At 75.4% G+C, this 21,562-nt stretch carries 19 protein-coding genes; 10 read left to right on the plus strand and 9 right to left on the minus strand.

All coding sequences use genetic code 11. The annotated features are described in order from the left end of the window. Positions 1-165: 165 nt before the first annotated feature. On the plus strand, positions 166-591 hold the full coding sequence (locus tag ABZ945_RS17485) for a cold shock domain-containing protein (RefSeq protein ID WP_361269854.1): 426 nt from the start codon (positions 166-168) through the stop codon (positions 589-591). A gap of 275 nt (positions 592-866) precedes the next feature. Here ABZ945_RS17485 and ABZ945_RS17490 read toward each other — a convergent pair whose 3' ends face one another. Further along, positions 867-1,106, minus strand: a complete 240-nt coding sequence (locus tag ABZ945_RS17490) for a hypothetical protein (protein ID WP_361269856.1) — start codon at positions 1,104-1,106, stop codon at positions 867-869. 103 nt (positions 1,107-1,209) lie between these two features. Beyond that, the gene (locus ABZ945_RS17495) at positions 1,210-1,686 is read right to left on the minus strand and encodes an NUDIX domain-containing protein (RefSeq protein WP_361269858.1); all 477 of its coding nucleotides are present in this window, start codon (positions 1,684-1,686) and stop codon (positions 1,210-1,212) included. A gap of 112 nt (positions 1,687-1,798) precedes the next feature. Here ABZ945_RS17495 and ABZ945_RS17500 point away from each other — a divergent pair, with 112 nt between their 5' ends. Beyond that, positions 1,799-2,599 carry a uracil-DNA glycosylase gene (locus tag ABZ945_RS17500; protein WP_361269861.1) on the plus strand — a complete coding sequence of 267 codons (801 nt, stop codon included), beginning with the start codon at positions 1,799-1,801 and terminating at the stop codon, positions 2,597-2,599. A 31-nt stretch (positions 2,600-2,630) separates the two neighbouring features. Here ABZ945_RS17500 and ABZ945_RS17505 read toward each other — a convergent pair whose 3' ends face one another. The 3 genes from ABZ945_RS17505 to ABZ945_RS17515 all read right to left on the minus strand — a co-directional run bounded on the left by ABZ945_RS17505 (position 2,631) and on the right by ABZ945_RS17515 (position 7,026). Next, on the minus strand, positions 2,631-3,881 hold the full coding sequence (locus ABZ945_RS17505) for an FAD-dependent oxidoreductase (protein WP_361269863.1): 1,251 nt from the start codon (positions 3,879-3,881) through the stop codon (positions 2,631-2,633). Further along, complete coding sequence (locus tag ABZ945_RS17510) at positions 3,878-5,320, minus strand: NAD(P)/FAD-dependent oxidoreductase (protein ID WP_361269866.1); 1,443 nt, start codon at positions 5,318-5,320, stop codon at positions 3,878-3,880. Before ABZ945_RS17510 ends, ABZ945_RS17505 begins: the two co-directional genes overlap by 4 nt. Positions 5,321-5,565: 245 nt before the next feature. After that, positions 5,566-7,026 carry an FGGY family carbohydrate kinase gene (locus ABZ945_RS17515; protein WP_361269868.1) on the minus strand — a complete coding sequence of 487 codons (1,461 nt, stop codon included), beginning with the start codon at positions 7,024-7,026 and terminating at the stop codon, positions 5,566-5,568. Positions 7,027-7,481: 455 nt separating this feature from the next. Between ABZ945_RS17515 and ABZ945_RS17520 the strand changes: the two genes are divergently transcribed. Next, on the plus strand, positions 7,482-8,477 hold the full coding sequence (locus ABZ945_RS17520) for a hypothetical protein (protein WP_361269870.1): 996 nt from the start codon (positions 7,482-7,484) through the stop codon (positions 8,475-8,477). 97 nt (positions 8,478-8,574) lie between these two features. After that, entirely contained in the window at positions 8,575-10,107 is a 1,533-nt protein-coding gene (locus ABZ945_RS17525) for an amino acid permease (protein WP_361269872.1), read from the plus strand. A gap of 33 nt (positions 10,108-10,140) precedes the next feature. Here the strand turns inward: ABZ945_RS17525 and ABZ945_RS17530 are convergent, their stop codons facing one another. Beyond that, on the minus strand, positions 10,141-10,917 hold the full coding sequence (locus tag ABZ945_RS17530) for a GntR family transcriptional regulator (RefSeq protein WP_361269875.1): 777 nt from the start codon (positions 10,915-10,917) through the stop codon (positions 10,141-10,143). A 220-nt stretch (positions 10,918-11,137) separates the two neighbouring features. On the opposite strand from ABZ945_RS17530, the gene ABZ945_RS17535 reads away from it, so the two are divergent. Further along, entirely contained in the window at positions 11,138-12,328 is a 1,191-nt protein-coding gene (locus tag ABZ945_RS17535) for a zinc-dependent alcohol dehydrogenase (RefSeq protein WP_361269877.1), read from the plus strand. Between the two features lie 42 nt (positions 12,329-12,370). Here ABZ945_RS17535 and ABZ945_RS17540 read toward each other — a convergent pair whose 3' ends face one another. From ABZ945_RS17540 to ABZ945_RS17550, 3 genes are all read right to left on the minus strand, one after another. Next, positions 12,371-12,913 carry a PadR family transcriptional regulator gene (locus tag ABZ945_RS17540; RefSeq protein WP_361269880.1) on the minus strand — a complete coding sequence of 181 codons (543 nt, stop codon included), beginning with the start codon at positions 12,911-12,913 and terminating at the stop codon, positions 12,371-12,373. Between the two features lie 29 nt (positions 12,914-12,942). After that, a complete protein-coding gene (locus ABZ945_RS17545) occupies positions 12,943-14,982 on the minus strand; it encodes an NADPH-dependent 2,4-dienoyl-CoA reductase (protein WP_361269883.1) in 2,040 nt (679 codons plus the stop codon). A gap of 310 nt (positions 14,983-15,292) precedes the next feature. After that, a complete protein-coding gene (locus ABZ945_RS17550; RefSeq protein WP_361269885.1) occupies positions 15,293-16,555 on the minus strand; it encodes a hypothetical protein in 1,263 nt (420 codons plus the stop codon). Positions 16,556-16,715: 160 nt separating this feature from the next. Between ABZ945_RS17550 and ABZ945_RS17555 the strand changes: the two genes are divergently transcribed. From ABZ945_RS17555 to amiA, 5 genes are all read left to right on the plus strand, one after another. After that, positions 16,716-17,708, plus strand: a complete 993-nt coding sequence (locus ABZ945_RS17555; protein ID WP_361269887.1) for an ABC transporter substrate-binding protein — start codon at positions 16,716-16,718, stop codon at positions 17,706-17,708. A gap of 602 nt (positions 17,709-18,310) precedes the next feature. Beyond that, the gene (locus tag ABZ945_RS17560) at positions 18,311-19,300 is read left to right on the plus strand and encodes an iron ABC transporter permease (protein WP_361269907.1); all 990 of its coding nucleotides are present in this window, start codon (positions 18,311-18,313) and stop codon (positions 19,298-19,300) included. Beyond that, a complete protein-coding gene (locus ABZ945_RS17565) occupies positions 19,297-20,355 on the plus strand; it encodes an iron chelate uptake ABC transporter family permease subunit (RefSeq protein ID WP_361269889.1) in 1,059 nt (352 codons plus the stop codon). Before ABZ945_RS17560 ends, ABZ945_RS17565 begins: the two co-directional genes overlap by 4 nt. A gap of 65 nt (positions 20,356-20,420) precedes the next feature. After that, positions 20,421-21,296, plus strand: coding sequence for an ABC transporter ATP-binding protein (locus ABZ945_RS17570; protein WP_361269891.1), 876 nt, complete (start codon positions 20,421-20,423; stop codon positions 21,294-21,296). Between the two features lie 76 nt (positions 21,297-21,372). Beyond that, the gene (amiA, locus tag ABZ945_RS17575) at positions 21,373-21,507 is read left to right on the plus strand and encodes a streptamidine family RiPP (protein WP_248636915.1); all 135 of its coding nucleotides are present in this window, start codon (positions 21,373-21,375) and stop codon (positions 21,505-21,507) included. Positions 21,508-21,562: the final 55 nt, after the last annotated feature.

Below are 21,562 nucleotides of genomic sequence, written 5' to 3' on the forward strand. Positions count from 1 at the left end.
GGCGGACACGGACCCCTGGGGCGCCCGGATCACGGCCGCCGCCGGGCGCCGGAGGGACACCGGCCTCCCGCCCTCCACCGGATGGCGGTAGATTCTTCGCGGGCCGTGGCGCGCAGGCGCGTCCGGCCGACTGGTCCGTGGTGTGTGGTGTGTGGAGGTACGGCTGTGCTGACGGTGGGCAAGATCCTGCGCTTCGACGATGTACGCGGTTACGGGTTCATCGTCCCCAACGACGGGGGCGAGGACGTGTTCATGCACGCGAACGACCTGGTGGACGAGAAGTACCTGTACCAGGCCGGGCGTGAGGTGGAGTTCTATCTGGAGGAGGGTGACAAGGGGCCCAAGGCCTCGGAGATCCGGTTGGTGTCCCCGCCGCCGGCCACCACCCGGCCGGCCCGGGTGGCCGTGCCCCGGGCGGGCGACGACGACGTGGACGACGACGGGGTCGATGTGCTGACCACCGAGGAGTTCCGCGCCGAACTGACCGAGGCCCTGCTGGACGCCGACGGCACCCTCACCGCCGCCCAGGTCAAGCGCGTGCGCGCCCGCCTGGTGGAGCTGGCCGCCGACCACGGCTGGGTCGAGGGCTGACCCCGGGCCCGGCCCCTCCCTGCCCCAGGGCCCGGCCGCTCCCTGACCCTGGGCTCGGCCCCTCCCTGACCCCGGTCCCAGGGGCTCCCCGCCCCCGGGCCGCCGGGTACCCGGCGAGCGGCCCCACGCCCCCAGCCGGGCCCGCCGCCCGCGCACGGGAGCCGGGTGCTTGAGTGCCGTCCGGGTGCCGTCTCGGCGCCCGGATCGGCGCGTCGGCGCGCACATGGGCGCCCCCGCGCCAGGCCGGGCGCCCCCGGCAGGAACCGCGCCGCCGGCTACGCCGAACCACCCGGATCCGCGCCGCGCAGCGCCGACACACAGCGCAGCAGCCGCTCCTCATTGCCCGTCAGCCCGGCGCGGCGCAGCGCCTCGTCCGCCTCGGCCATCGGCGAGGTCAGATACACCCCCGCCATCGGCGCGGTGTCCGGATCGGTGAGCACGGCCCGGGCCGTCTCCATCAGCCTGACGTATGCCTGAGCGGCCGCGCGCTCCCGGGGGTCAAGAACCACCGTCATCCCACACTCCCTGTCGACCGGTTGGACCTCCACTCTCGCGCACCCCACTGACAGTCACCCTGACCGAACGTCACCCGGCGGCCGCCACGCTCCGGTCCCGCTCTCACCGGCCGCCATCGAGATGCTCGCGCAGCCGCTCGACGAACACCCGCTGCGCCGACACCAGTCGGAGCTCCGCCTCCTCGGGCGTGCACCAGGCCACCCGGTCCACCTCCGGGAACTCCCGCTGGGTGCCCGAACCCCGAGGCCACTCCATGGTGAAGACACCCGGCACCACCTCGGCCGGATCGAGGTCGCCCTCCAGGGCCCACACCGTCACCACCTTGCCGCCCGACTGGCGGACCGACCCCAGGGGCACCGTCTCCCCGGCCGGCACCGGCAGCCCCAGCTCCTCGGTGAACTCCCGGCGGGCCGCGTCCTCGGGCGGTTCGTCCTCCTCGTACTCGCCCTTCGGCACCGACCAGGCGCCCTCGTCCCGGGAGGCCCAGAACGGCCCGCCCATATGGGCGATGAGCACCTGGAGACCCCCGCCCGGCGGGGTACGGAACAGCAGCAGGCCCGCGCTTCGCTTCGCCGTCATGCGGTCGAGCATGCCGCACGCTGACCGGGCCCGCCCGCGTGGGCGCCGAAGGACCGGGCAGGCGCATACCCGCGCCCGCCACCCGAAAGCTCGCAAGGGAGACCCGCCGCCCATGCCCGTACCGCCCCCGACCCCGCCGCCCGGCGCGCCGGAGGACCGCACCGACGATCCCCGCCATCCGGCGCTGGCGGCGCCCACCGCGGCCTCGGTGCCCGACCTGGACGAGCTGGTCGCCGACTGCCGGGCCTGCCCCCGGCTCGTGGAGTGGCGGGAGCGGGTGGGCCGGGAGGGACGGCGCGCCTACACGGGCTGGGACTACTGGGCCCGGCCCGTCCCCGGCTTCGGCCCCGAGGACGCCGCCCTGCTGCTGGTGGGGCTCGCCCCGGCCGCCCACGGCGGCAACCGCACCGGACGGATGTTCACCGGCGACCGCTCCGGTGACGTGCTGTTCGCCGCGCTGCACGACCTCGGGCTGGCCAGCCAGGCCGAGGCCGTCCGCCCGGACGACGGCCTTGAGCTGTACGGGACCCGGGTCACCGCCCCGGTGCACTGCGCGCCGCCCGCCAACAAGCCGACACCGGGGGAGCGGGACACCTGCCGCTCCTGGCTGGTCCGCGAGCTGACCCTGCTGCGGCCCACCGCCCGCGCGCTGGTGGTGCTCGGCGCCTTCGGCTGGCAGGCGGTGCTGCCCGCGCTCGCCGAGGCGGGCTGGGCGGTACCCCGCCCCCGCCCGGCCTTCGCCCATGGCGCCCGGACGGTCCTGGCGGCGGCCGACGGCGGCCCGCCGCTGGAGCTGTTCGGCTGCTACCACGTCAGCCAGCGCAACACCTTCACCGGCCGGCTCACCCCGGAGATGCTCCGCGAGGTGCTGCGCACCGCCGCCCGGGCCGCCGGACTCGACCCCGTAGGCTGACCCGCCCCCGCTCTCACCGCGACCGCCGGGCTCAGCAGACCGCGATCCGCACCGGCCCGCCCGCCGGGTCCACCCGGTCCGCCCATCCGCCGGGCAGCGACCCCGAGCGGTCCGGTCCGAGGGGCGAGCGCAGCCGGTGGCGGGCGAGCAGCCGCCCGTCCTGGCGGACCTCCACCCGTACCGGCCGGGGCAGCGGCCGCAGCGCCCTCAGCCGTACCGCGTCCGGTGCGGCGGCGCCCGGCACCAGCAGGTTCGGCACCGCCCAGCGCAGCGGCCCGGCCACCCGGACCGGCACCCTGGCGACGGACCAGGATCGGTCCCCGCGAAGGAAGTCCAGCACCGGTCCGGCCACCGCCCGGCCCTCCGCGGCGGCACTCGGCGCGTGCTCCACCGCGTGCAGGGTGTTGCCCACCGCGAACACCCCCGGTGCGCTGGTACGGAAACCCGCGTCCACGGCCGGTCCGCCGGTGCCCGGGTCCAGCACCACCCCGCCGTACCGGGCGAGCACCTGATCCGGCACCCAGTCCCCGGTGAACACCACCGTGTCGCAGCCCAGCACCGCCGTACGCCCGTCCGGACCGGTCACCGCGACCCCGCTGAGCCGCCCCCGCCCGGCCAGTCCGGTCACCCGCGCCCCGCGCAGCAGCGGCACCGGCCCGCCGAGGCCCCCGGCGGACCGCCGCCACCCGCCGACCGCCTCCTCCGCGACCACCGCGGCGACCTCGGTGCCCGAGCGGCGCAGCACCAGGACCGCCCGCCGCGCCACCGGGCCGCCCCCGACCACCACCGCCCGCTCACCCACCCGCTGCCCGAACAGCTCGACCGTACGGAGCAGTTCACCGGTGGTCAGCACCCCGGCCGGCCGGGTCCCGGGCACCAGCCGGGCACTGCGCGGACGCTCCCGCGCCCCGGTCGCCAGCACCACCGCCCGGGCGGTGATCCGCTCCAGCCCTCCCGGCCCGGTCGTCTCCACCGCCCCCGGCCTTGCCCCCGTGCCCGTTCCCGTGCCGGGGAGATCCGCCCAGCCGGTGGCGGACACCCCGGTCCGCAGCACCGCCCCGGCCCGTAGCGCGGCCGTGGTCAGCCACCGGGCGTACCCCGGACCGCCGAGCGGCAGCCCCGGACCGGGGGAGCGCAGATACCGCAAGGCACCGCCGGGCGCGGACTCCCGCTCCAGCACCTCCACCACACCCGCTCCCGCCGAGGCCAGCCGGGCCGCCGAGGCCAGCCCCGCCGGCCCCGCGCCGACCACCAGTACATCCACCGTCCGCTCCCGCCTCACCGGGCCGCCCCTTCCAGCAGCGCCCGGACGGCCGCCCCGCAGGCGAAGCCCTGGCAGCGACCGGCGAGCGCCCGGGTGCGCCGGAGCAGCCCGCCCGGTGAGACGGGCGGCAGTTCGGAGGCGAGCGCGTCGCGGATCTCGCCGAGCGTCACCCGCTCGCAATGGCAGACCACCGTCCCGTACGCCGGGTCCGCGGCGATGAGTCGAGCGTCCGCGTACGGTCGGGGGAAGGCCTCACCGAGGTTGGGCATCCGCACCGGCGGCAGCGGCCGCACCGCGCCAGAGTCCAGGTCCAGCCCGCTGTCCGCCAGCAGCCCGGCCACATGGCGGGCGATCGCCAGGGAGGCGGTCAGCCCGGTGGAGCGGATCCCGCCCACCGTGACATAGCGCCGCCCCGGGTGGGCGGTGATCCGGTAGTCCTCCTGGCCGGTGGCCGCGCGCAGCCCCGCGTAGACGGCGGTGACCTCCTCGGCGACCAGCTCCGGCAGAATGCGCGCACCCTGCTCGCGCAGACGGGCCATGCCCTCCTCCGTCGACCCGGTCGCCGTCTTGTCGGACGGGTCCAGGTCCTCGGCGGTCGGGCCGAGCAGTACCTTGCCGTGCACGGTCGGCGCGACCAGCACCCCCTTGCCCAGCGCGGTCGGCACCGGCAGCAGGATGTGCCGCACCAGGGAGCGGGCGAAGGCGTCGAAGACCAGCAGCTGGCCGCGTCGGGGGGTGACCGTGAAGTCCCGGTGGCCGAGGAGCCGGTCCACCTCGTCCGCGTACAGCCCGGCCGCGTTCACCAGATACCGGGTCCGCAACCGGCCACGGCTGGTGAGCAGTTCACGCACCGGCCCCGTCCCGGAGACGTCCTCCGCGACACCCTCCAGCCGGCAGTTCAGATGCAGGTCCGCCCCGGCGCGTACGGCCTGGACGGCGTAGGCGAGCACGGTGGTCCAGGGGCAGATCAGACTCTCCCCGGGAACCTCCAGCGCCCCCAGGGCCCCCGGTCCCAGATGCGGTTCGCGGGTGTACAGCTCGTCGGCGTCGATGAGCCGGGTGGTGCGGTGGCCGTTGGCCTCGGCCTTGGCCGCCAGTGCGGGCAGCGCGGCCAGCTGGGTGCCGTCCCAGGCGACCAGCAGCGCGCCGACCGGTTCGACGGGGATGCCGGTCTCGGCCGCGTACGCCGTGAGCAGCCGGTGCCCCTCGCGTACCAGCCGGGCCTCCAGGGTGCCCGGCACCGCGTCGAAACCGGTGTGCAGAATCGCGGTGTTGGCCTTGGAGGAGCCCTCACCGACGTCCTCGGCCGCGTCCAGCACGGCGATCCGGAGCGGATGGCGGGCCAGCTCGCGGGCGATGGCCGCGCCCACCACCCCGGCGCCCACCACGACCACGTCGTACGGCTCCCCGCCACCACCGTCCACCCCGGTGGCCGAAAGCGAACCCCGCCGGGTCACGGCCCCGGGGCGGTGCCCTTGGCCGGGGCGCCCGGCCCGGCGGCCGTCCCCCGCGTCCCCAGGATGGCGCCCCCCACCGGCCACCCCGAGGCGGCGCCCCTCACCGGCGGTCCCGGCCCGGCGTCCTTCCCCGGCCGTCCCCGGGCGGTGCCCGTCACCAAAGATCCCTGCCCGGCGCCCTTCCTCGGCCATCCCGGCCCGGCAGCCGTCCCCGGCGGTCCCGGCCCGGCGCCCTTCCCCGGAGGTCACGGCGCGGCGGGGGAGGGGGCCGCCGGGGCGTCGGGCAGCGCGGCGACCGCGGCCCGGAAGGCGGCCATCCGCTCGGCCGCCTCGGCGGCGCCGATCCGTGGCTCGTAGACGGCCGAGGGGGCGGCCCCGGGGGCCGCCTCCTTCAGGGTCAGCCCCGGGTCCAGGCCCATCCGGGCCAGCGCCGCCGCCCCCAGCGCGGTGGCGTCCGGCAACGCGGCCACCTCCACCGGGAGTTGCAGCAGATCGGCCTGGGTCTGCATCAGCAGCGCCGAACGGGTCAGCCCGCCGTCCACCCGCAGCGCGGCCGGTGGGGCGCCCAGATCGGCGGCGGCCGCCGCGACCAGCTCCACCACCTGGGCGGCGATCCCCTCGCACAGCGCCCGCACCAGATGCCCGGCGCCGGTGTCCAGGCCCAGCCCGGTGAGCGAGCCGCGGGCCTCGCCCCGCCACCAGGGCGCCGCCAGCCCGGCCAGGGCGGTGACGAACACCACCCCGCCGGCGTCCGGCACCGTACCGCCCACCGCGTCCAGCTCCGCCGCCCCGGAGAGCACGCCCAGATCGGTGAGCCAGCGCACCGCCGAGGCGGCCGTGTACACCTGGCCGTCCAGGCAGTAGCTGGTCCGGCCGGCCAGCCGCCAGGCCACACAGGAGACCAGCCCCGAGTCCCCGCGCAGGGGCGTGGAGCCGGTGTGGGCCAGCAGGAACGCCCCCGTACCGTAGGTGCACTTGGCCTCGCCGGGGCGGTGCGCCCCATGGGCGAGCAGCGCCGCCTGCTGGTCCACGATCAGCCCGGTCAGCGGCACCTCGGCGCCGAACGCCCCGGTGGAGCCGAACGCCCCGGCCGTGTCCACCACCTGGGGCAGCCGCTCGCCGGCCAGCCCGAAGGCGTCCAGGGCGGCCGGAGACCAGGCGGCGGTGTCCAGGTCGAGCAGCTGGGTGCGCCCGGCGGTGGCCGCGTCGGTGACGAAGGCCCCGGTGAGCCGGTGGACCAGCCAGGCGTCGCTGGTGGTCACCACGCCCTCGCGGGTGAGGTTCCGGCGGATCCAGGTCATCTTGGGCGCGGCGAAGTAGGGGTCCAGCGGCAGCCCGGTCAGCGTCCGCAGCTCCTCGGCCCTCGGGGCGAGCGCGGCGCACACCTCCTCGGCGCGCCGGTCCTGCCAGACGATCGCGTCCGTCAGCGGCTCACCGGTCGCCGGGTCCCAGGCGAGCACCGTCTCACCCTGGTTGGCCAGCCCCACGGCGGCCACCGGCTCTCCGGCCCCGGCCAGCGCGGCCCGTCCGGCCGCCAGCACCGAGTCCAGCAGCTCGCGCGGGTCCACCTCGACCCGTCCGCCGGGTAGGTGGCGGGGCCGCACCGGAGCGAACCCCGAGCCGATGACCCCGCGTTCCGGGCAGACCACCAGGGCCTTGGTGCCCGAGGTGCCCTGGTCGACGGCCAGTACCGGACCCGTCGTCATCGCTCTCCCGTCCCGCCCGCCGGTCCTTGGGCCATGGTCGTCGGCCGCGCTCCGGCCGTGATCGGCCGCCGCGTTCCCGGCCATGATCGTCGCTCGAAGAGTGGTCCAGACCGGAGCCCCCGTCAAGTGCCGCCCACGGTACGGAAAATCATCCGCAGTTCATCCGCCCGTACCGTTCACCGGGCCGTCCGGGCAAGCCGACAGGCCGTGTCGGCCCGAATCCGCGCGCGAATGTCGGCAATTGTCGAACCGAAGTGCACAACGCGCCATCGATCGGCCCTATAGTGATCGCCGATCAACGGCCGGTAGCCGGCGGTCCGTTCCGGACGCCTGCCGCCTCGCGCGAGCGCCGACCGCAAGCACGGCACACCCCCCGCCCGCACGCCTGTACGCCCCGCACGAGGAACCATGACCAGCGCACCGAGATCCGCCTGCCCGCCGACGGGAACGGAGTGATGCCCGGCCCCGACTTCCGGCCGGTCTACCACCCGGCCGGTCATGACGACCCCCTGCGCGCCACCGTGCAGGACCTGCGGGCCGGGCGCTGGCTGTCGATGGCCCAGCTGCTCGCCGCCACCGCCGACTGGCCGGCGTGGACCCAGCGCACCCAGGTGCTGGCCGCCGTGGCCGCGGGCTCCGACCTGGTCGAGGCCTGGCGGACCGAGCAGCCCGGCAGCACCGCCGCCCAGGTGATGCAGGCCCGGGTGTCCGTCGAGCGCGCGGTCCGCGCCCACCGCGAACGCCACCCGCGCACCCAGGAGTTGTGGCAGACCGCCTGGCACGCCTGCGGCACCGCCGCGCACACCGCCCCCGACGACCCGGTGCCCTGGATCTGCCTGCTGGCCCTCTCCGTCCTGGACGAGGACCAGGCGATGGCCGAGCACCGGGTCCGCCCGCCCGGGCCGATGCTGCCGCCCGGGCCCTGGGGGCTGCTCGCCGAGGCCGACAAACGCGACGCGTACAACCGCGAGGCCTACCACCGGATGCTGCAGTTCCTGCACGCCCGCCGACGGGGCTCGCGCGGGTCCCTCTCCGAGGCCGTCAACTTCGTCCAGTGGGCCGCCGGTTCGGCCCCGGCCGGCTCCCCGCTGCACGCCCTGCCGCTCTACACCCGGGTCGAGCGCTACCGCCGTGAACGCGGCCAGGAACGCGCCCTCGACCTGCACTGGGTGGCCGAGGACGCGGCCCGCGACGCCGAACGGGCGCTGTTCGCCTGGTTCCAGCACGCCGATCCGGCCGCCCGTTCGCTGACCGACCTCAACCATCTGGCCCACGCCCTGTGGGGTGCGCTGCGGTTCGCCGCCGCCGGGCCCGTCTTCCAGGCCATCGGTCCGTACTACACCCCCCAGCCCTGGATGTACCGCACCCGGGAGCCGGACGACCGGGCGGCGGCCGAGGAGCTGTTCACCCGGGCCCGCGCCCGCTGCCTGTCGGCGGCCCGCGACGGCTGACGGCCCGCCCGTCCACCCGCACCCGCCCCCGACCCGCAGTTTTCCCCGTACATCCCCCCCGTCCCCGTATGTCCTCACCACCCCCGGAGGTAGCGCCATGTCCCGCATCCAGGCGGCCCGGCCGGAGCCCCAGGCTCCGCCCATGGACGAGGAGCAGCGGCTCCGAGAACTCGGCTACCAGCCGGTACTCGCCCGCCGCATGGGCGGGTTCGGCAACTTCGCCATCAGCTTCTCGGTCATCTCCATCCTGTCCGGCTGCATGACCCTCTACGGCTTCGGCCTGAGCACCGGCGGCCCGGCCACCATGATGTGGGGTTGGGCCGGCGTCGGCCTGTTCGTGCTCTTCATCGGCCTGGCCCTGGCCGAGGTGACCAGCGCCTACCCGACCTCCGGCGCGCTCTACTACATGGCGGACAAGCTCGGCGGCCGCCGCTGGGGCTGGTACACCGGCTGGCTCAACCTGCTCGGGCTGCTCGGCGCCATCGCCGGTATCGACTACGGCGCCGCCCTGTTCACCGGCGCCTTCCTCAACCTGCGCTTCGGGTTCGAACCGACCCCCGGCTCCACCTTCGTGATCTTCCTGATCATCCTGCTGGTACACGCTGTGCTGAACCTCTTCGGCGTCCGGCTGGTCAGCCTGCTCAACTCGATCAGCGTCTGGTGGCACCTGGCCGGTGTCGCCGTGATCGTCGGCGCGCTCGCCATCGTCCCCGACCACCACCAGTCGGCGAGCTTCGTCTTCACCGAGTTCGTCAACGACACCGGCTGGGCCAACCCGTTCTACGTGGCCGCCATCGGCCTGCTGCTGGCCCAGTACACCTTCTGCGGCTACGACGCCTCCGCCCACCTCTCCGAGGAGACCTCCAACGCCTCGGTGGCGGCCGCCAAGGGCATCGTCCGCGCCATCTGGGTCTCCTGGATCGCCGGCTTCGCCCTGCTCGCCGGGCTGACCTTCGCCATCCAGGACTACGCCGGCACCCAGAACAGCGCCACCGGGGTACCGCCCGCCCAGATCCTCATCGACGCGCTCGGCGACGGCGCCGCCAGCGCCCTGCTGCTGGTGGTCATCGTCGCCCAGCTGTTCTGCGGCAACGCCGAGACGGCCGCCGCCAGCCGGATGGTCTTCGCCTTCAGCCGCGACAACGCCCTGCCCGGCTCCAAGATCTGGCGCAAGGTCAGCAGCCGCACCCAGACCCCGGTCGCCGCCGTCTGGCTCTCGGTCGCCGTACCCGCGCTGCTCGCCCTGCCCTCGCTCTGGTCCGCCACCGCCTACGGCGCGGTCACCGCGATCAACGTCATCGGCATCACCCCCGCCTACGCCATCCCCATCTACCTGCGGCTGCGCGCCGGCGACCGCTTCCAGCGCGGCCCCTGGCACCTGGGCCGCTGGAGCAAGCCGATCGGCTGGATCGCGGTGGTCTGGGTCGCCTTCGTCACCGTGCTGTTCTGCCTGCCGCAGAAGTCCCCGGTCACCGTGGACTCGATGAACTACGCGGTGATCGCGCTGGCCGTGGTCCTGGTCCTGGCCAGCGTGTGGTGGTACGTGGCCCGCCGCTCCTACGGCGTGCCCACCGCCACCGCGTACGGCTCCGCCCGGGAGCAGGCCGAGATCTCCGAGGGCATCGTCTGACCCCCTCCTCCCCCCGGGGCCCCGAGGGGCGGCTCAGCCGGTGAACTCGTAGGTCAGACCCGCGTGGTCCGGCGCGAACCGGAGGTCGGTCAGCTCCAGCACATGGCCGTGCTGGTCGCGTACCTCCCGATGGACCGAGAGGAACGCCGCACCGGTGCCGGTGCCGGTACGGATGCCGGTGCCCACCCCGATCGACTCCCGCCGGGTCAGCCGCAGCCCGGCCCGCCGCATCCACCGGTACAGCGGACGCAGGTCCGGATCGGCCGGACGGTCCGCCGTCCGCCGCAGCCGGGCCAGCTCGGGCACCTCGGCCAGCGCATGGCGGGAGAAGCGGGTCAGCGCCTCCTGGAGGACTGCGCCGCGGGGGCCCGGCACCCGGTAGTGGTGCACCAGCGACGGCTCGCCGGCCGCCAGTCCCAGCCGTCCGGCGGGCCCGGCCGGCACCGGCTCCCAGCAGACCCCGGTCACCGCGTCCAGCGACGCGGTGACCGGTCCACACGGGAAGTCCGCCGCCCCGGCCGGGCCGGCGATCCCGGCCGGTGCCGGTACGAGCACCGGGCCGCCGGAGATGTCCACCGCTCCCGCGGCGGCGAAGGTGCCCCGCCGCTCGGTGGCCACCAGGCCCTCCTGCCGCAGCAGTTGCAGTGCGCTGCGCACGGTCTGCCGGTTCACCCGGAAGCGGATCGCCAGCGAACGCTCCGACGGCAGCCGGGCCCCCGGGGCGATCCGCCGGTGGGCCAGGTCGTCCCGGAGCGAGGCGGCGACCCGGAGGTAGAGCGGAAGCGGCGTGGAGACGCGGGACTCAGCCATTGGTTCAACCCTCAATGTCCTTAGCTCAGCGTAGCCGAGCCTGCCGTGTGGGTGACAACACTCCTACCATTGGTCTAAACCTCTAGGGAAGAGGGGCCCGTCGAATCTGGCCGAAACGCCCGCCCGGCACACCGCGCTTCGGCTGTTCGTCCAGCCCGCCCCTGGGTACTCGTCGCCCCTCGCACGCGTGCTGCGGGCAACCGGCGAAGGGACGAGGACGATGAGGGCCGTGACCTGGCAGGGCAAGAGGGACGTACGGGTGGAGACCGTGCCCGACCCGCGGATCGAGCAGCCCACGGACGCGGTCATCCGGGTGACCTCCACCGGGCTGTGCGGATCGGACCTGCACCTGTACGAGGTGTTCGGCCCGTTCATGACCCCCGGCGACGTCCTCGGCCACGAGCCGATGGGCATCGTGGAGGAGGTCGGCCCGGAGGTGCCGGACCTGAAGGCGGGCGACCGGGTGGTGGTGCCCTTCCAGATCGCCTGCGGGCACTGCTGGATGTGCTCCTCGGGGCTGCCCACCCAGTGCGAGACCACCCAGGTGCGCGACGAGGGGATGGGCGCCGCGCTGTTCGGCTACTCCCGGCTGTACGGGGCGGTCCCCGGCGGCCAGGCCGAGTACCTGCGCGTCCCGCAGGCCCAGTTCGGCCCCATCAAGGTCCCCGAGGGCCCGGCCGACGACCGCTTCCTCTACCTCTCCGACGTGCTGCCCACCGCCTGGCAGGCGGTCGAGTACGCCGCCATCCCGCCCGGCGGCACCGTCGCCGTGCTGGGGCTCGGCCCGATCGGCGACATGGCCTGCCGGATCGCCCTGCACCGGGGCGCCGAGAAGGTCTTCGGCGTCGACCTGGTGCCCGAGCGGCTGCTGCGCTCCCGGCGGCGCGGGGTGGACACCTTCGACCTGAACGGCTTCGACCAGCAGGAGGAGCTCGTCGAGGCCATCCGCGACCGCACCGGCGGCCGCGGGCCGGACGCGGTCATCGACGCCGTCGGCACCGAGGCGCACGGCAGCCCCGCCGCCCGCCTGGGCCAGCAGGCCGCCGGGCTGCTGCCGCAGAGCTGGGCGGCCAAGCTCTTCCAGAAGGCCGGCACCGACCGGCTCGCCGCCGTGCTGCTCGCCGTCGAACTGGTCCGCCGCGGCGGCACCATCTCGCTCTCCGGCGTCTACGGCGGGGCCGCCGACCCGCTGCCGCTGCTCACCCTCTTCGACAAGCAGGTCCAACTGCGCATGGGCCAGGCCAACGTCCGCCGCTGGGTGGACGACATCCTGCCGCTCCTGGTGGACGAGGACCCCCTCGGCGTCGACGGCTTCGCCACCCACCACGTCCCCCTCGCCGAGGGCGCCGAGGCGTACAAGATGTTCCAGGAGAAGGCGGACGGCGCCGTCAAGATCGTCATGCGCCCCTGAGCCCCCCCCGGGAGGTGTGGCTCACCCCCCGGGAGGTGTGGCTCACCGGGTCCGCAGCGTCGCCAGCGCCTCCGTCAGCCAGCCGGTCCAGAACCGCTCCAGCTCGATGCCGCCGCGCAGCACCAGATAGCGCAGCCGGTCCGCCTCGCCGTCCTGGTCCGGGCCGAACTGGCGGCGCTCCATGTCCAGGTACTCGGCGAGCTGCGCCTCGTGCAGGGCCAGATGGCGCCCCAGCTCCTTCTCGATACCGGCCACCGCGTCCGGGCCGGCCACCGCGGCGGCCCGCAGCCGCAGCAGCAGCGCGTCCCGGATCGGCTTGGGCTCCTCGCTGCGGCCCACCCACTCCGCCAGCTCGGCCCGGCCGGCCGGCAGCACCTCGTACTCCTTCTTCCCGCCCCTGGCCGGCTCCGCGGACGGCAGCGCCCGGATCTGCCCGGCCTCCTCCAGCTTCCCCAGCTCACGGTAGATCTGCTGGTGGGTGGCGGACCAGAAGTAGCCGATCGACCGGTCGAAGCGGCGGGTCAGCTCCAGCCCGGAGGACGGCTTCTCCAGCAGGGCGGTCAGGATGGCGTGCGGCAGTGACATGACCGCATCCTAGGGACGGTGCCGGCCGCTCACAGCCGCGCCGCCAGCCGCGTGCCCTGGTCGATGGCGCGCTTGGCGTCCAGCTCGGCCGCCACATCGGCGCCGCCGATCAGGTGCGCGCTCACCCCGGCGGCCACCAGCTCGTCGTACAGCTCGCGGCGCGGCTCCTGGCCGGTGCACAGCACCACCGTGTCCACTGGCAGCACCCGGCGCTCACCGTCCACCGTGAGGTGCAGCCCCTCGTCGTCGATCCGCTCGTACACCGCCCCGGCGACCATGGTGACGCCCCGGTGCCGCAGCTCGGTGCGGTGGATCCAGCCGGTGGTCTTGCCGAGTCCGGCGCCCACCTTGGACGTCTTGCGCTGGAGCAGATGCACCTCGCGCGGGGGGGTGGGCCGTTCGGGGGTACGCAGTCCGCCGCGGCCCGCGTAGCCGGTGTCCACACCCCACTGCCGGAAGTAGGTCTCCGCGTCCCGTCCGGCGCCCTCGCCGCCGTCGGTGAGGAACTCGGCCACGTCGAAGCCGATGCCGCCCGCCCCCAGGACCGCCACCCGCGCGCCCACCGGCGCGGTGCCGTGCAGCGCGTCCCGGTAGCCGATCACACTGCGGTGGCCGACGCCCTCGATCTCCGGCACCCGGGGGGTGACCCCGGTGGCCACCACGACCTCGTCGAAGCCGCCGAGCGCCTCGGCCGTGGCATACGTACCGAGCCGCACCTCCACCCCGTGCAGATCGAGCTGGGCGCGGAAGTAGCGCAGCGTCTCGTCGAACTCCTCCTTGCCGTGGATCCGCCGGGCGGTGTTCAGCTGCCCGCCGATCTCCTCGGCCGCGTCGAACAGGGTGACCTCATGGCCGCGTTCGGCCGCGGCGACCGAGCAGGCCAGCCCGGCCGGGCCCGCGCCGACCACCGCGACCCGCTTGCGCAGCCGGGTGGGGGAGAGGACCAGTTCCGTCTCGTGGCAGGCGCGCGGGTTGACCAGGCAGGAGGTGATCTTCCCGCTGAAGGTGTGGTCCAGGCAGGCCTGGTTGCAGCCGATGCAGGTGTTGATGGTCTCCGCCCGGCCCTCGGCGGCCTTGGCGACGAACGCCGGGTCGGCGAGGAACGGCCGGGCCATCGAGACCATGTCGGCCCGCCCCTCGGCGAGCACCCGCTCGGCGACCTCGGGGGTGTTGATCCGGTTGGAGGTGATCAGCGGCACCGACACCGCGCCCATCAGCCGCTGGGTCACCCAGGTGTAGGCGCCGCGCGGGACCGAGGTGGCGATGGTGGGGATCCGGGCCTCGTGCCAGCCGATCCCGGTGTTGATCAGTGTGGCGCCGGCCGCCTCCACCTCCTTGGCGAGGGCGACGACCTCCTCCAGCGAGGAGCCGCCCGGCACCAGGTCCAGCATGGACAGCCGGTAGACGATGATGAAGTCCGGCCCCACCCGCTCCCGGGTACGGCGGACGATCTCCAACGGGAAGCGCGTCCGGTTCTCGTAGCAGCCGCCCCAGCGGTCGGTGCGCCGGTTGGTGGCCGCCGCGATGAACTCGTTGATCAGATAGCCCTCGGAGCCCATGATCTCGACCCCGTCGTAGCCGGCCGACTTCGCCAGCTCCGCCGCCCGCACATAGTCCTCGACGGTCCGCTCGACCTGCTCGTCGGTCAGCTCCTGCGGGACGAACGGGCTGATCGGCGCCTGGAGCGCGCTGGGCGCGACCAGCTCGGGGTGGTAGGCGTACCGCCCGAAGTGCAGGATCTGCATCGCGATCCGCCCGCCCGCCGCGTGCACCGCATCGGTCACCTCGCGGTGGCGCTCGGCCTCCTCCGGCGTGGTCAGCTTCGCCCCGCCCTCGTACGGCCGCCCCTCCTCGTTGGGCGCGATACCCCCGGTCACGATCAGCCCCACCCCGCCGCGGGCCCGCTCGGCGTAGAAGGCGGCCATCCGGGCGAAGCCGTTCTCCGCCTCCTCCAGCCCGACATGCATCGAACCCATCAGCACCCGGTTGGGCAGAGTGGTGAACCCGAGGTCCAGCGGGCTGAGCAGATGCGGATACGGGGACGGGTTCGGGGTCGGGGTCGGGTTCACGGAGCCTCCTCGGGCGGTTCGTCGCGCCCAGTGTCGCCGAGCCGACCCGCTTATGCAACAAGTTGCACAACACCCTCCGAGCCCGGCCGCGCCCCACCCGCGGCTGCCCTCTACCCGGAGTCGCCCTACGGGCCGGCACCTGCAGCGTCAATGGGGCCGTGCCCAGCCTCCGAACAGCCCCCCGCCCCGGCCCTTGCCCCCCCCGGGTCCCGGCCCCCGCCCGCCCCCGGTCCCGGCCTCCCCGTCCCCGCCCCCGGCCCTCGGCTCCCGGCCCCCGCTCACGGCCCCGGCGCTCACTGCGCCCCCCTGCTCACCGGCCTACCGGATCCCCGGCGGCCGGGTCGTCGGGATGGACCAGCGCCAGATGGCCGCCCTCGTGCAGGGGTGTGGGCACGGTGAGGGTGCGGCGCCACTCCGGGCGCTCGGCGTCCACCAGCTCGATCTCCCCATGGCCGCCCCGGCTGACGGCCACCAGCGAACCGGCCGGGGAGGCGGCGATCGCCCGCCGCTCGACCCCGTCCCACGGGGTGCCCCCGGCCCTCGGGGCGCCCGCCATCGGCGCCAGCCCCACCCGCGCGGACACCCGGGGGTCGCCGGGGGAGTCCACGGCGAGCAGCACCAGCTCGTCGCCGTCCGGATGGACCCGGGCGAACGCGGTGTGCCGGGCGGTCACCGCCAGCCGGAACACCAGGCCCGGGCCGAGCGGTACGCGGCCGGAGCGGCCGGAGCGGCCGGAGTCCAGCCCGTACCACCAGGCGTCGTTGCTCCACTCCGGCCACCGCCCGGGATCGGCGGGCCCGCCGCGCACACAGGACCACAGCGTCCGCCGCACCGGGTCGAGCCGAAGGTAGTAGCCGCGTCCCGGGCCGCCCCAGGGCAGCGCCTCCTCGGCGGTCAACCGCCCATCACGGTAAGCGAGTCGGTGCACCCCGGAGCCGGCCGCCGCGAACAGCCGCCCGGTGACCGGGTCATGGGCGTCACCGTGCCCGTCGTCATCGGGCAGGGCGAGAACGGCGTCCGGCTCGACCCGGGGGCAGGCCGGGGCGGCTGCCATCAGTGCGCGGTGCCGGTACGCGGCGAACTGCCCCGGCTCGCGGTGGCGCAGCACCACCAGCGGGTCGCCCCCGCCGGTGACGGTGACCCCCGGCTCACCGGTGCGGGTGCGTATCCGTACCGCCTGAGGCCCTTCCGGTGCGCCGAGGTCCACGGCGGTCAGCAGATCGGACCACGGCTCCTCGTTGCGGCCGAGTCCGGTGGTGACCGCGAGCCGCCGCCCGGTGGGATCGGCGGCCAGATGCTCGGCGGGCACCGCCACCGGCACGGCCGCCGCCACCAGTGGCCGTCCTCGGTCCGGGCCGTAGGGGTCCAGCACCAGCAGTTCCCCAGCCCGGTCGTCCACGAACGCCACCCGGCCGCCGGGCAGCGCCAGGAAGCCGGCGTGCTCGGCGAGGTGGCAGCCGTGCAGCGACGAACTCTCGCTGCCGTCGGGGAGGTTGAGAACGGTGAGGGTGCCGGCCACCTGATCGGCGACCAGCAGGCGCGGGGGCAGGGGCGGGGAGAGGGGCGTGGCCATGACGGGCCTCCAAGGCAGGTGAGAAAGGGCTTGTTGGTAATGATTATCATGTGGCATCGTTCCGTCGGGGCATGCCCCCGGCCGCTGCCGCTGTCGGCGTCCGCATCGCGCTGCCCCTCACCACCCCGGCCCGACCGCCGGGCCGCATCCCTGGAGTGACATGTCCCGCACCACCCTGTACGCCCTGCGCCGGCTGGCGCTGAGCGCCGTCATCGCCTCGACCCTGGCGGGCTGCGGCACCGCCGCCGACACCGGTGCCGGCGACGGCAAGCCCGCCGGAACCACCGCCCGTACCGGCACCGAGATCAAGCCCATCAAGGCGGCCCGCACCATCACCGACTCCCGGGGCACCACCGTCACCACCAAGCAGCAGCCTCGGCGGATCGTCTGCCTGGTGGCCCTCTGCGACGACATGCTCGCCGAGCTGGGTATGACGCCCACCGCCACCAACTCCCGGCTGCTGGCCCACGAGAAGTTCCTCGGCCCGAAGAAGGCGGCCGCCGTCCCGACCGTCCCCGGCGGCTTCCTCAGCCCGGAAGCCGAGGCGATCGTGGGCTTCAAGCCGGACCTCGTCATCGGGCTGGAGGACACCCACGGCAAGCTCGCGCCCGCTCTCCAGGGCGCCACCACCTTCTGGCCGGTGCAGCCCGCGAAGTGGCAGGACAGCGTCGGCTATCTGCGCGACCTGGCCGCGCTCACCGGCCGGACCCGGGAGGGCGAACGGGCCGAGAAGGCCTTCCGCGAGAAGCTGGCCGCCGCCGAGGCGGACCGCAGCGACCAGACCGCGCTGGTGATGTTCGGCAGCGACGAGAACTTCGGCGTCGCCACCCCCGGCAACGACGTGGCCGCCGGACTGCTGCCCAAGGTGGCCCACTACCCCTGGGAGAGCCGGGGCGTGGACGGCTCCTACGCCATGGAGGAAATCCTCGCCCGGGACGTGGACGTGCTCTTCGTGGAGACCCTCTCCTTCGGCGGCCCCGCCAAGCCCGGTGAGCGGCTCTCCGACAAGCTGGCCGCCAACCCGCTGTGGAAGCGCATCCCCGCCGTGAAGAACGGCAAGGTCATCGAGGTCGACCCCGAGGTGTGGGCCAAGGGCCGCGGCACCCGCTCGCTCGGCATCGTCCTCGACGAGGCCCGGGCCGCGCTGCGATGAGGTGGCGTACCCGTGCAACGGGGAGGGAGCGCGCCCGCGATGAGCCGAGCGACAGCGCCGGTGATGAGTCGAGCGAAGGTACCCGCTATGAGCCAGGCGAAGGGGCCCGCTTTGAGCCGAGCGACAGCACCCGCGATCAGTCAAGCGACAGCACCCGCGATCAGCCAAGCGACAGCACCCGCGATGAGCCAGGCGAAGGCGCCCGCGATCGGCCGGGCGAAGGCACCCGAGAATGGACGAGCGACAGCGCCCGCTATGAGCCGAGCGACAGCGCCCGTGCCGGGTCGAGAGAATGCGCCCGAGGTGCGTTGGGGGAGCACCCCCGCGATGAGCCCGGCAAGGGCGCCCACGCTGGGTCCACGGGCGTCCTCGCTGGGCCGGGGGAGCGTGCCCGTGGTGCGCTGGGGGAGCGAGTTCGCGGTGCGCTACGGGAGCGTGTCCCCGCCGCGAGCCCGGTGACCCTCAGGCGGCGCCTGCCCGCCGCGACCCAGCGGCAGGTCCCCGCTACGACCCGGCAGGGCGCCCCCTCCGGGGCACGGCGGCGCGTCGCCGGAATACGGCGGCGCGTGCCCGCCGAGGCGCGGCAGCGCGCCCCCGTCGCGGTGCGGCGGCGCACCCTCCTCCTGGCCCTCGCCGTCCTGCTGCCTGCCGCCGCCCTCGCGGCCCTCACCCTCGGCACCCCGTTCGTCCCGCCGGGCCGGCTCCCCGCCGCGCTCGGCGGTGACGACCTCGCCGGGGTCGTCGTCACCGAACTGCGGCTTCCCAGGCTGGTGCTGGCCCTGGTCGCCGGGGCCTGCCTGGGGGCGGCCGGGCTCGTCCTCCAGGAGGCGCTGCGCAACCCGCTGGCCGTGCCCGAACTGCTCGGCGTCTCCTCCGGTGCCGCCCTCGGTGTCGCCGCCCCCCTGGTGCTGGCCCTGTCCCTGCCGGCCGCCGTCGAACCCCTGCTCGCGCTCGCCGGGGCCGTGCTCGGCGGAGCGCTCACCCTGCTCGCCGGCGGCCTCGGCCGCTCGCCCTCCGCGGTGCTGCTCACCGGCGCCGCGGTCACCGCCGCCCTCCAGTCCGCGCTGCTGGTGCTGATGGTCCTCGCCGACCAGCTCGACCTCCAGCTGGTCTACCGCTATCTGCTGGGCAGCCTCTCCGCCCGCACCTGGGACGACGTCACCGGCCTCACCCCCTGGCTGGTGGTCTGCCTGCCCGCCCTGCTGCTGTGCGCGCCGGTGCTCTCGGTGCTCCGCCTCGGCGACGACGACGCCCGGGCCCTCGGGGTCAGGGTCCGCCGCGCCCGGCTCGCCGCCCTGGCGCTCGCCGCACTGCTGATCGCCCCGGTGGTCGCGGTCTGCGGGCCGGTCGCCTGGGTCGGCTTCCTCGCCCCGCATCTGGCGCGGCGGCTGCGGCCCGGTGCCACCGCGGTCGGTTGGCTGCCCTGGTCGGCGGCGCTCGGCGCGGCCACCGTGCTCCTGGCCGACCTGCCTGCCCGGCTCGCCCTGGCCCCGGTGGAGACCCCGGTCGGCGCCTGGACCGCGCTGCTCGGCGTCCCGGCCGGCGCCCTGCTGCTCGGCGGCCGGCGCCGGAGCGAGGGGGCCGCCCGATGAGCGCCGCACCGCTCGCCGCGGCCGCCGCCCGCGCCCGTACGCTCCCCGCCCCGGCCCTTCTGGCCACCCTCGCCGTGCTCGCGGCGGCGGCCGCGGTCGCCGGGCTCACCGCCGGGCGGGCCCTCGCCCCGGCCGACGTCTGGCAGGTACTGCGCGGCGGCGGCGACGCCACGGCCCGCCATGTGCTGCTCCAACTCCGTTTGCCGCGCGCCCTGGTGGCCGCCGTGGCGGGCGCCGCCCTGGGCCTCGCCGGGACCGTGCTCCAGGCCGCGCTGCGTAATCCGCTGGCCGGGCCCGAGGTCACCGGGGTCACCCCCGGTGCGGTGCTCGGCGCGGTCACCGCCACCGGACTGGGGCTGGCCGGCTGGGAGCACCCCGCCGCCGTGGTGGTCGCCGCCTGCGCCGGTGGCTTCGCGGGCGCCGCCCTGCTCTGGGCGCTGGCCGGACGGGAACGCTCCGACCCGGCCCGTACCGCCGTGCACGGTGTCCTCACTTCCGCGGTGCTCTCCGGACTGACCGCCGTGGTGCTGCTGGTCGCCCCCGGCGAACTGGGCAGCGTGGTGCAGTGGTTGGTCGGCTCCACCGAGGGCCGGGTCTGGGCCCACTGGCAGCTGCTCTGGCCCTGGACCCTGGTCTGGGCGGTCGCCGCCTGGCTGCTCGCCGGTCCGCTCACCCTGCTGCGCTGCGGCGAGGAGCAGGCCGCCGCGGCGGGCCTGGCCACCGGGCGCGCCCGCGCCGCCGCCCTGGTCTGCGCGGTGGCGCTCACCGCCGGGGCCGTTCCGGCCGTGGGCGCGCTGGGCTTCGTCGGGCTGCTCGTCCCGCACCTCGCCTTCGCGCTGTTCGGCGCCGATCTGCGCACCGCGCTGCCCGGCGCCGCCCTGCTCGGCGCGGCCGCCGTCGGCTGGGCGGACGCGGCGGCCCAATGGCTCTCCCGGCTGGCCGCCGGGGCCCTGGACGCCGACCGGCTGACCGTGCCCACCGGGGCGGTCACCACCGGCGTGGGCGCCCTGCTGCTGCTCGCCGTCGCCCACCGGGGGAGAGGGCTCGACCCATGAGCCTCCGCCGCGCGCCCCATCCGCCCCCGCCCCCGTACCCGATCCGCCCCCGGCGGGAGGACGCCATGACCACCGCACCGACCGACCAGACCACCTCCGGCACGCCCCAGGCCCCGCCCGGCGGCGGCATCCGCACCGAGGGGCTCCGCTTCGGCTACCCCGGCCGCCCGGTGCTGCGCGGGGTGGACCTCACCGTCCGCCCCGGTGAACTCCTCGCCCTCGTCGGGCTCAACGGCTGCGGCAAGAGCACCCTGCTGCGGCTCTGCGCCGGGCTGCTGAAACCCACCGCCGGACGGGTGCTGCTGGACGGTGACCCGGTCGCCGGGCTCTCCCGCCGGACCACCGCCCGCCGGGTCGCCCTGCTCCACCAGTCGGCCCCGGCCGTGCCCGGGATGACGGTGCGGCAGCTGGTGCGCCAGGGCCGGTACGCGGTACGCGGACCACTCGGCATGCTCCGCGAGGCCGACGACCCGGTGTGCGTCCGGGCGATGGCCGACGCGGGCGTGGCGCACTGGGCCGAGCGGCCGGTGGACGCCCTGTCGGGCGGTGAACGCCAGCGGGTACGCCTGGCGATGGTCCTGGCGCAGGACACCCGGGTGCTGCTGCTGGACGAACCGACCACCTATCTCGACCTCCGCCACCAGCTGGAGGTCCTGTCGACGGTGGTGCGGCTGCGCGCCGAACGCGACCTCACCGTGGTCACGGTCCTCCATGACATCGGCCACGCCGCCCGGTTCGCCGACCGGATCGTCGCTCTGCGGGACGGCCGGCTGGTCGCCGACGGACCGCCGGAGGAGGTGGTGACGCCCCGCCTGCTCGCCGACGCCCTGGGTGTGGTGGGGCGAGTGGGGCGCGATCCGGAGGGCGGCTGGCCGGTGTGTTACCCGGATCACCCTCTGCCTGACGCACCAGGCATTGAAGATGACAATCATTTTCACTAGTGTCACTCATGACGCACGGCGACCGCCGCGCGAATCCGCACCAGCGGAACCATCCGAACCGACGGAGGACCAACTCATGGACCAGAACAAGGTGTTCACCCCGATCGCCGAGCAGGGCCAGCTCGCCCACCTGTCCGCCACCCACTCCAACGCCCTCGTCGAAAACCCCTTCGACGAGCAGGCCGCCGCCGACACCGACGGCAACGAGTAACACCCCTTCCGCGGACCGGCCCGGGTCGTCAACCGGGCCGGTCGCCCTGCTGGTC

The organism is Streptomyces sp. NPDC046887 (assembly GCF_040644755.1).
Classification (GTDB): Bacteria; Actinomycetota; Actinomycetes; order Streptomycetales; family Streptomycetaceae; genus Streptomyces; species Streptomyces lichenis.

Excerpts from the sequence above, each read along its gene's own strand:
- ABZ945_RS17530 (WP_361269875.1), bottom strand. The coding sequence starts at position 10,917 with ATGGCTGAGTCCCGCGTCTCCACGCCGCTTCCGCTCTACCTCCGGGTC.
- ABZ945_RS17495 (WP_361269858.1), bottom strand. The coding sequence starts at position 1,686 with ATGACGGCGAAGCGAAGCGCGGGCCTGCTGCTGTTCCGTACCCCGCCG.
- ABZ945_RS17540 (WP_361269880.1), bottom strand. The coding sequence starts at position 12,913 with ATGTCACTGCCGCACGCCATCCTGACCGCCCTGCTGGAGAAGCCGTCC.
- ABZ945_RS17550 (WP_361269885.1), bottom strand. The coding sequence starts at position 16,555 with ATGGCCACGCCCCTCTCCCCGCCCCTGCCCCCGCGCCTGCTGGTCGCC.
- ABZ945_RS17565 (WP_361269889.1), top strand. The coding sequence starts at position 19,297 with ATGAGCGCCGCACCGCTCGCCGCGGCCGCCGCCCGCGCCCGTACGCTC.
- ABZ945_RS17515 (WP_361269868.1), bottom strand. The coding sequence starts at position 7,026 with ATGACGACGGGTCCGGTACTGGCCGTCGACCAGGGCACCTCGGGCACC.
- ABZ945_RS17490 (WP_361269856.1), bottom strand. The coding sequence starts at position 1,106 with ATGACGGTGGTTCTTGACCCCCGGGAGCGCGCGGCCGCTCAGGCATAC.
- ABZ945_RS17535 (WP_361269877.1), top strand. The coding sequence starts at position 11,138 with ATGAGGGCCGTGACCTGGCAGGGCAAGAGGGACGTACGGGTGGAGACC.
- ABZ945_RS17500 (WP_361269861.1), top strand. The coding sequence starts at position 1,799 with ATGCCCGTACCGCCCCCGACCCCGCCGCCCGGCGCGCCGGAGGACCGC.
- ABZ945_RS17520 (WP_361269870.1), top strand. The coding sequence starts at position 7,482 with ATGCCCGGCCCCGACTTCCGGCCGGTCTACCACCCGGCCGGTCATGAC.
- ABZ945_RS17525 (WP_361269872.1), top strand. The coding sequence starts at position 8,575 with ATGTCCCGCATCCAGGCGGCCCGGCCGGAGCCCCAGGCTCCGCCCATG.
- ABZ945_RS17570 (WP_361269891.1), top strand. The coding sequence starts at position 20,421 with ATGACCACCGCACCGACCGACCAGACCACCTCCGGCACGCCCCAGGCC.
- ABZ945_RS17555 (WP_361269887.1), top strand. The coding sequence starts at position 16,716 with ATGTCCCGCACCACCCTGTACGCCCTGCGCCGGCTGGCGCTGAGCGCC.
- amiA (WP_248636915.1), top strand. The coding sequence starts at position 21,373 with ATGGACCAGAACAAGGTGTTCACCCCGATCGCCGAGCAGGGCCAGCTC.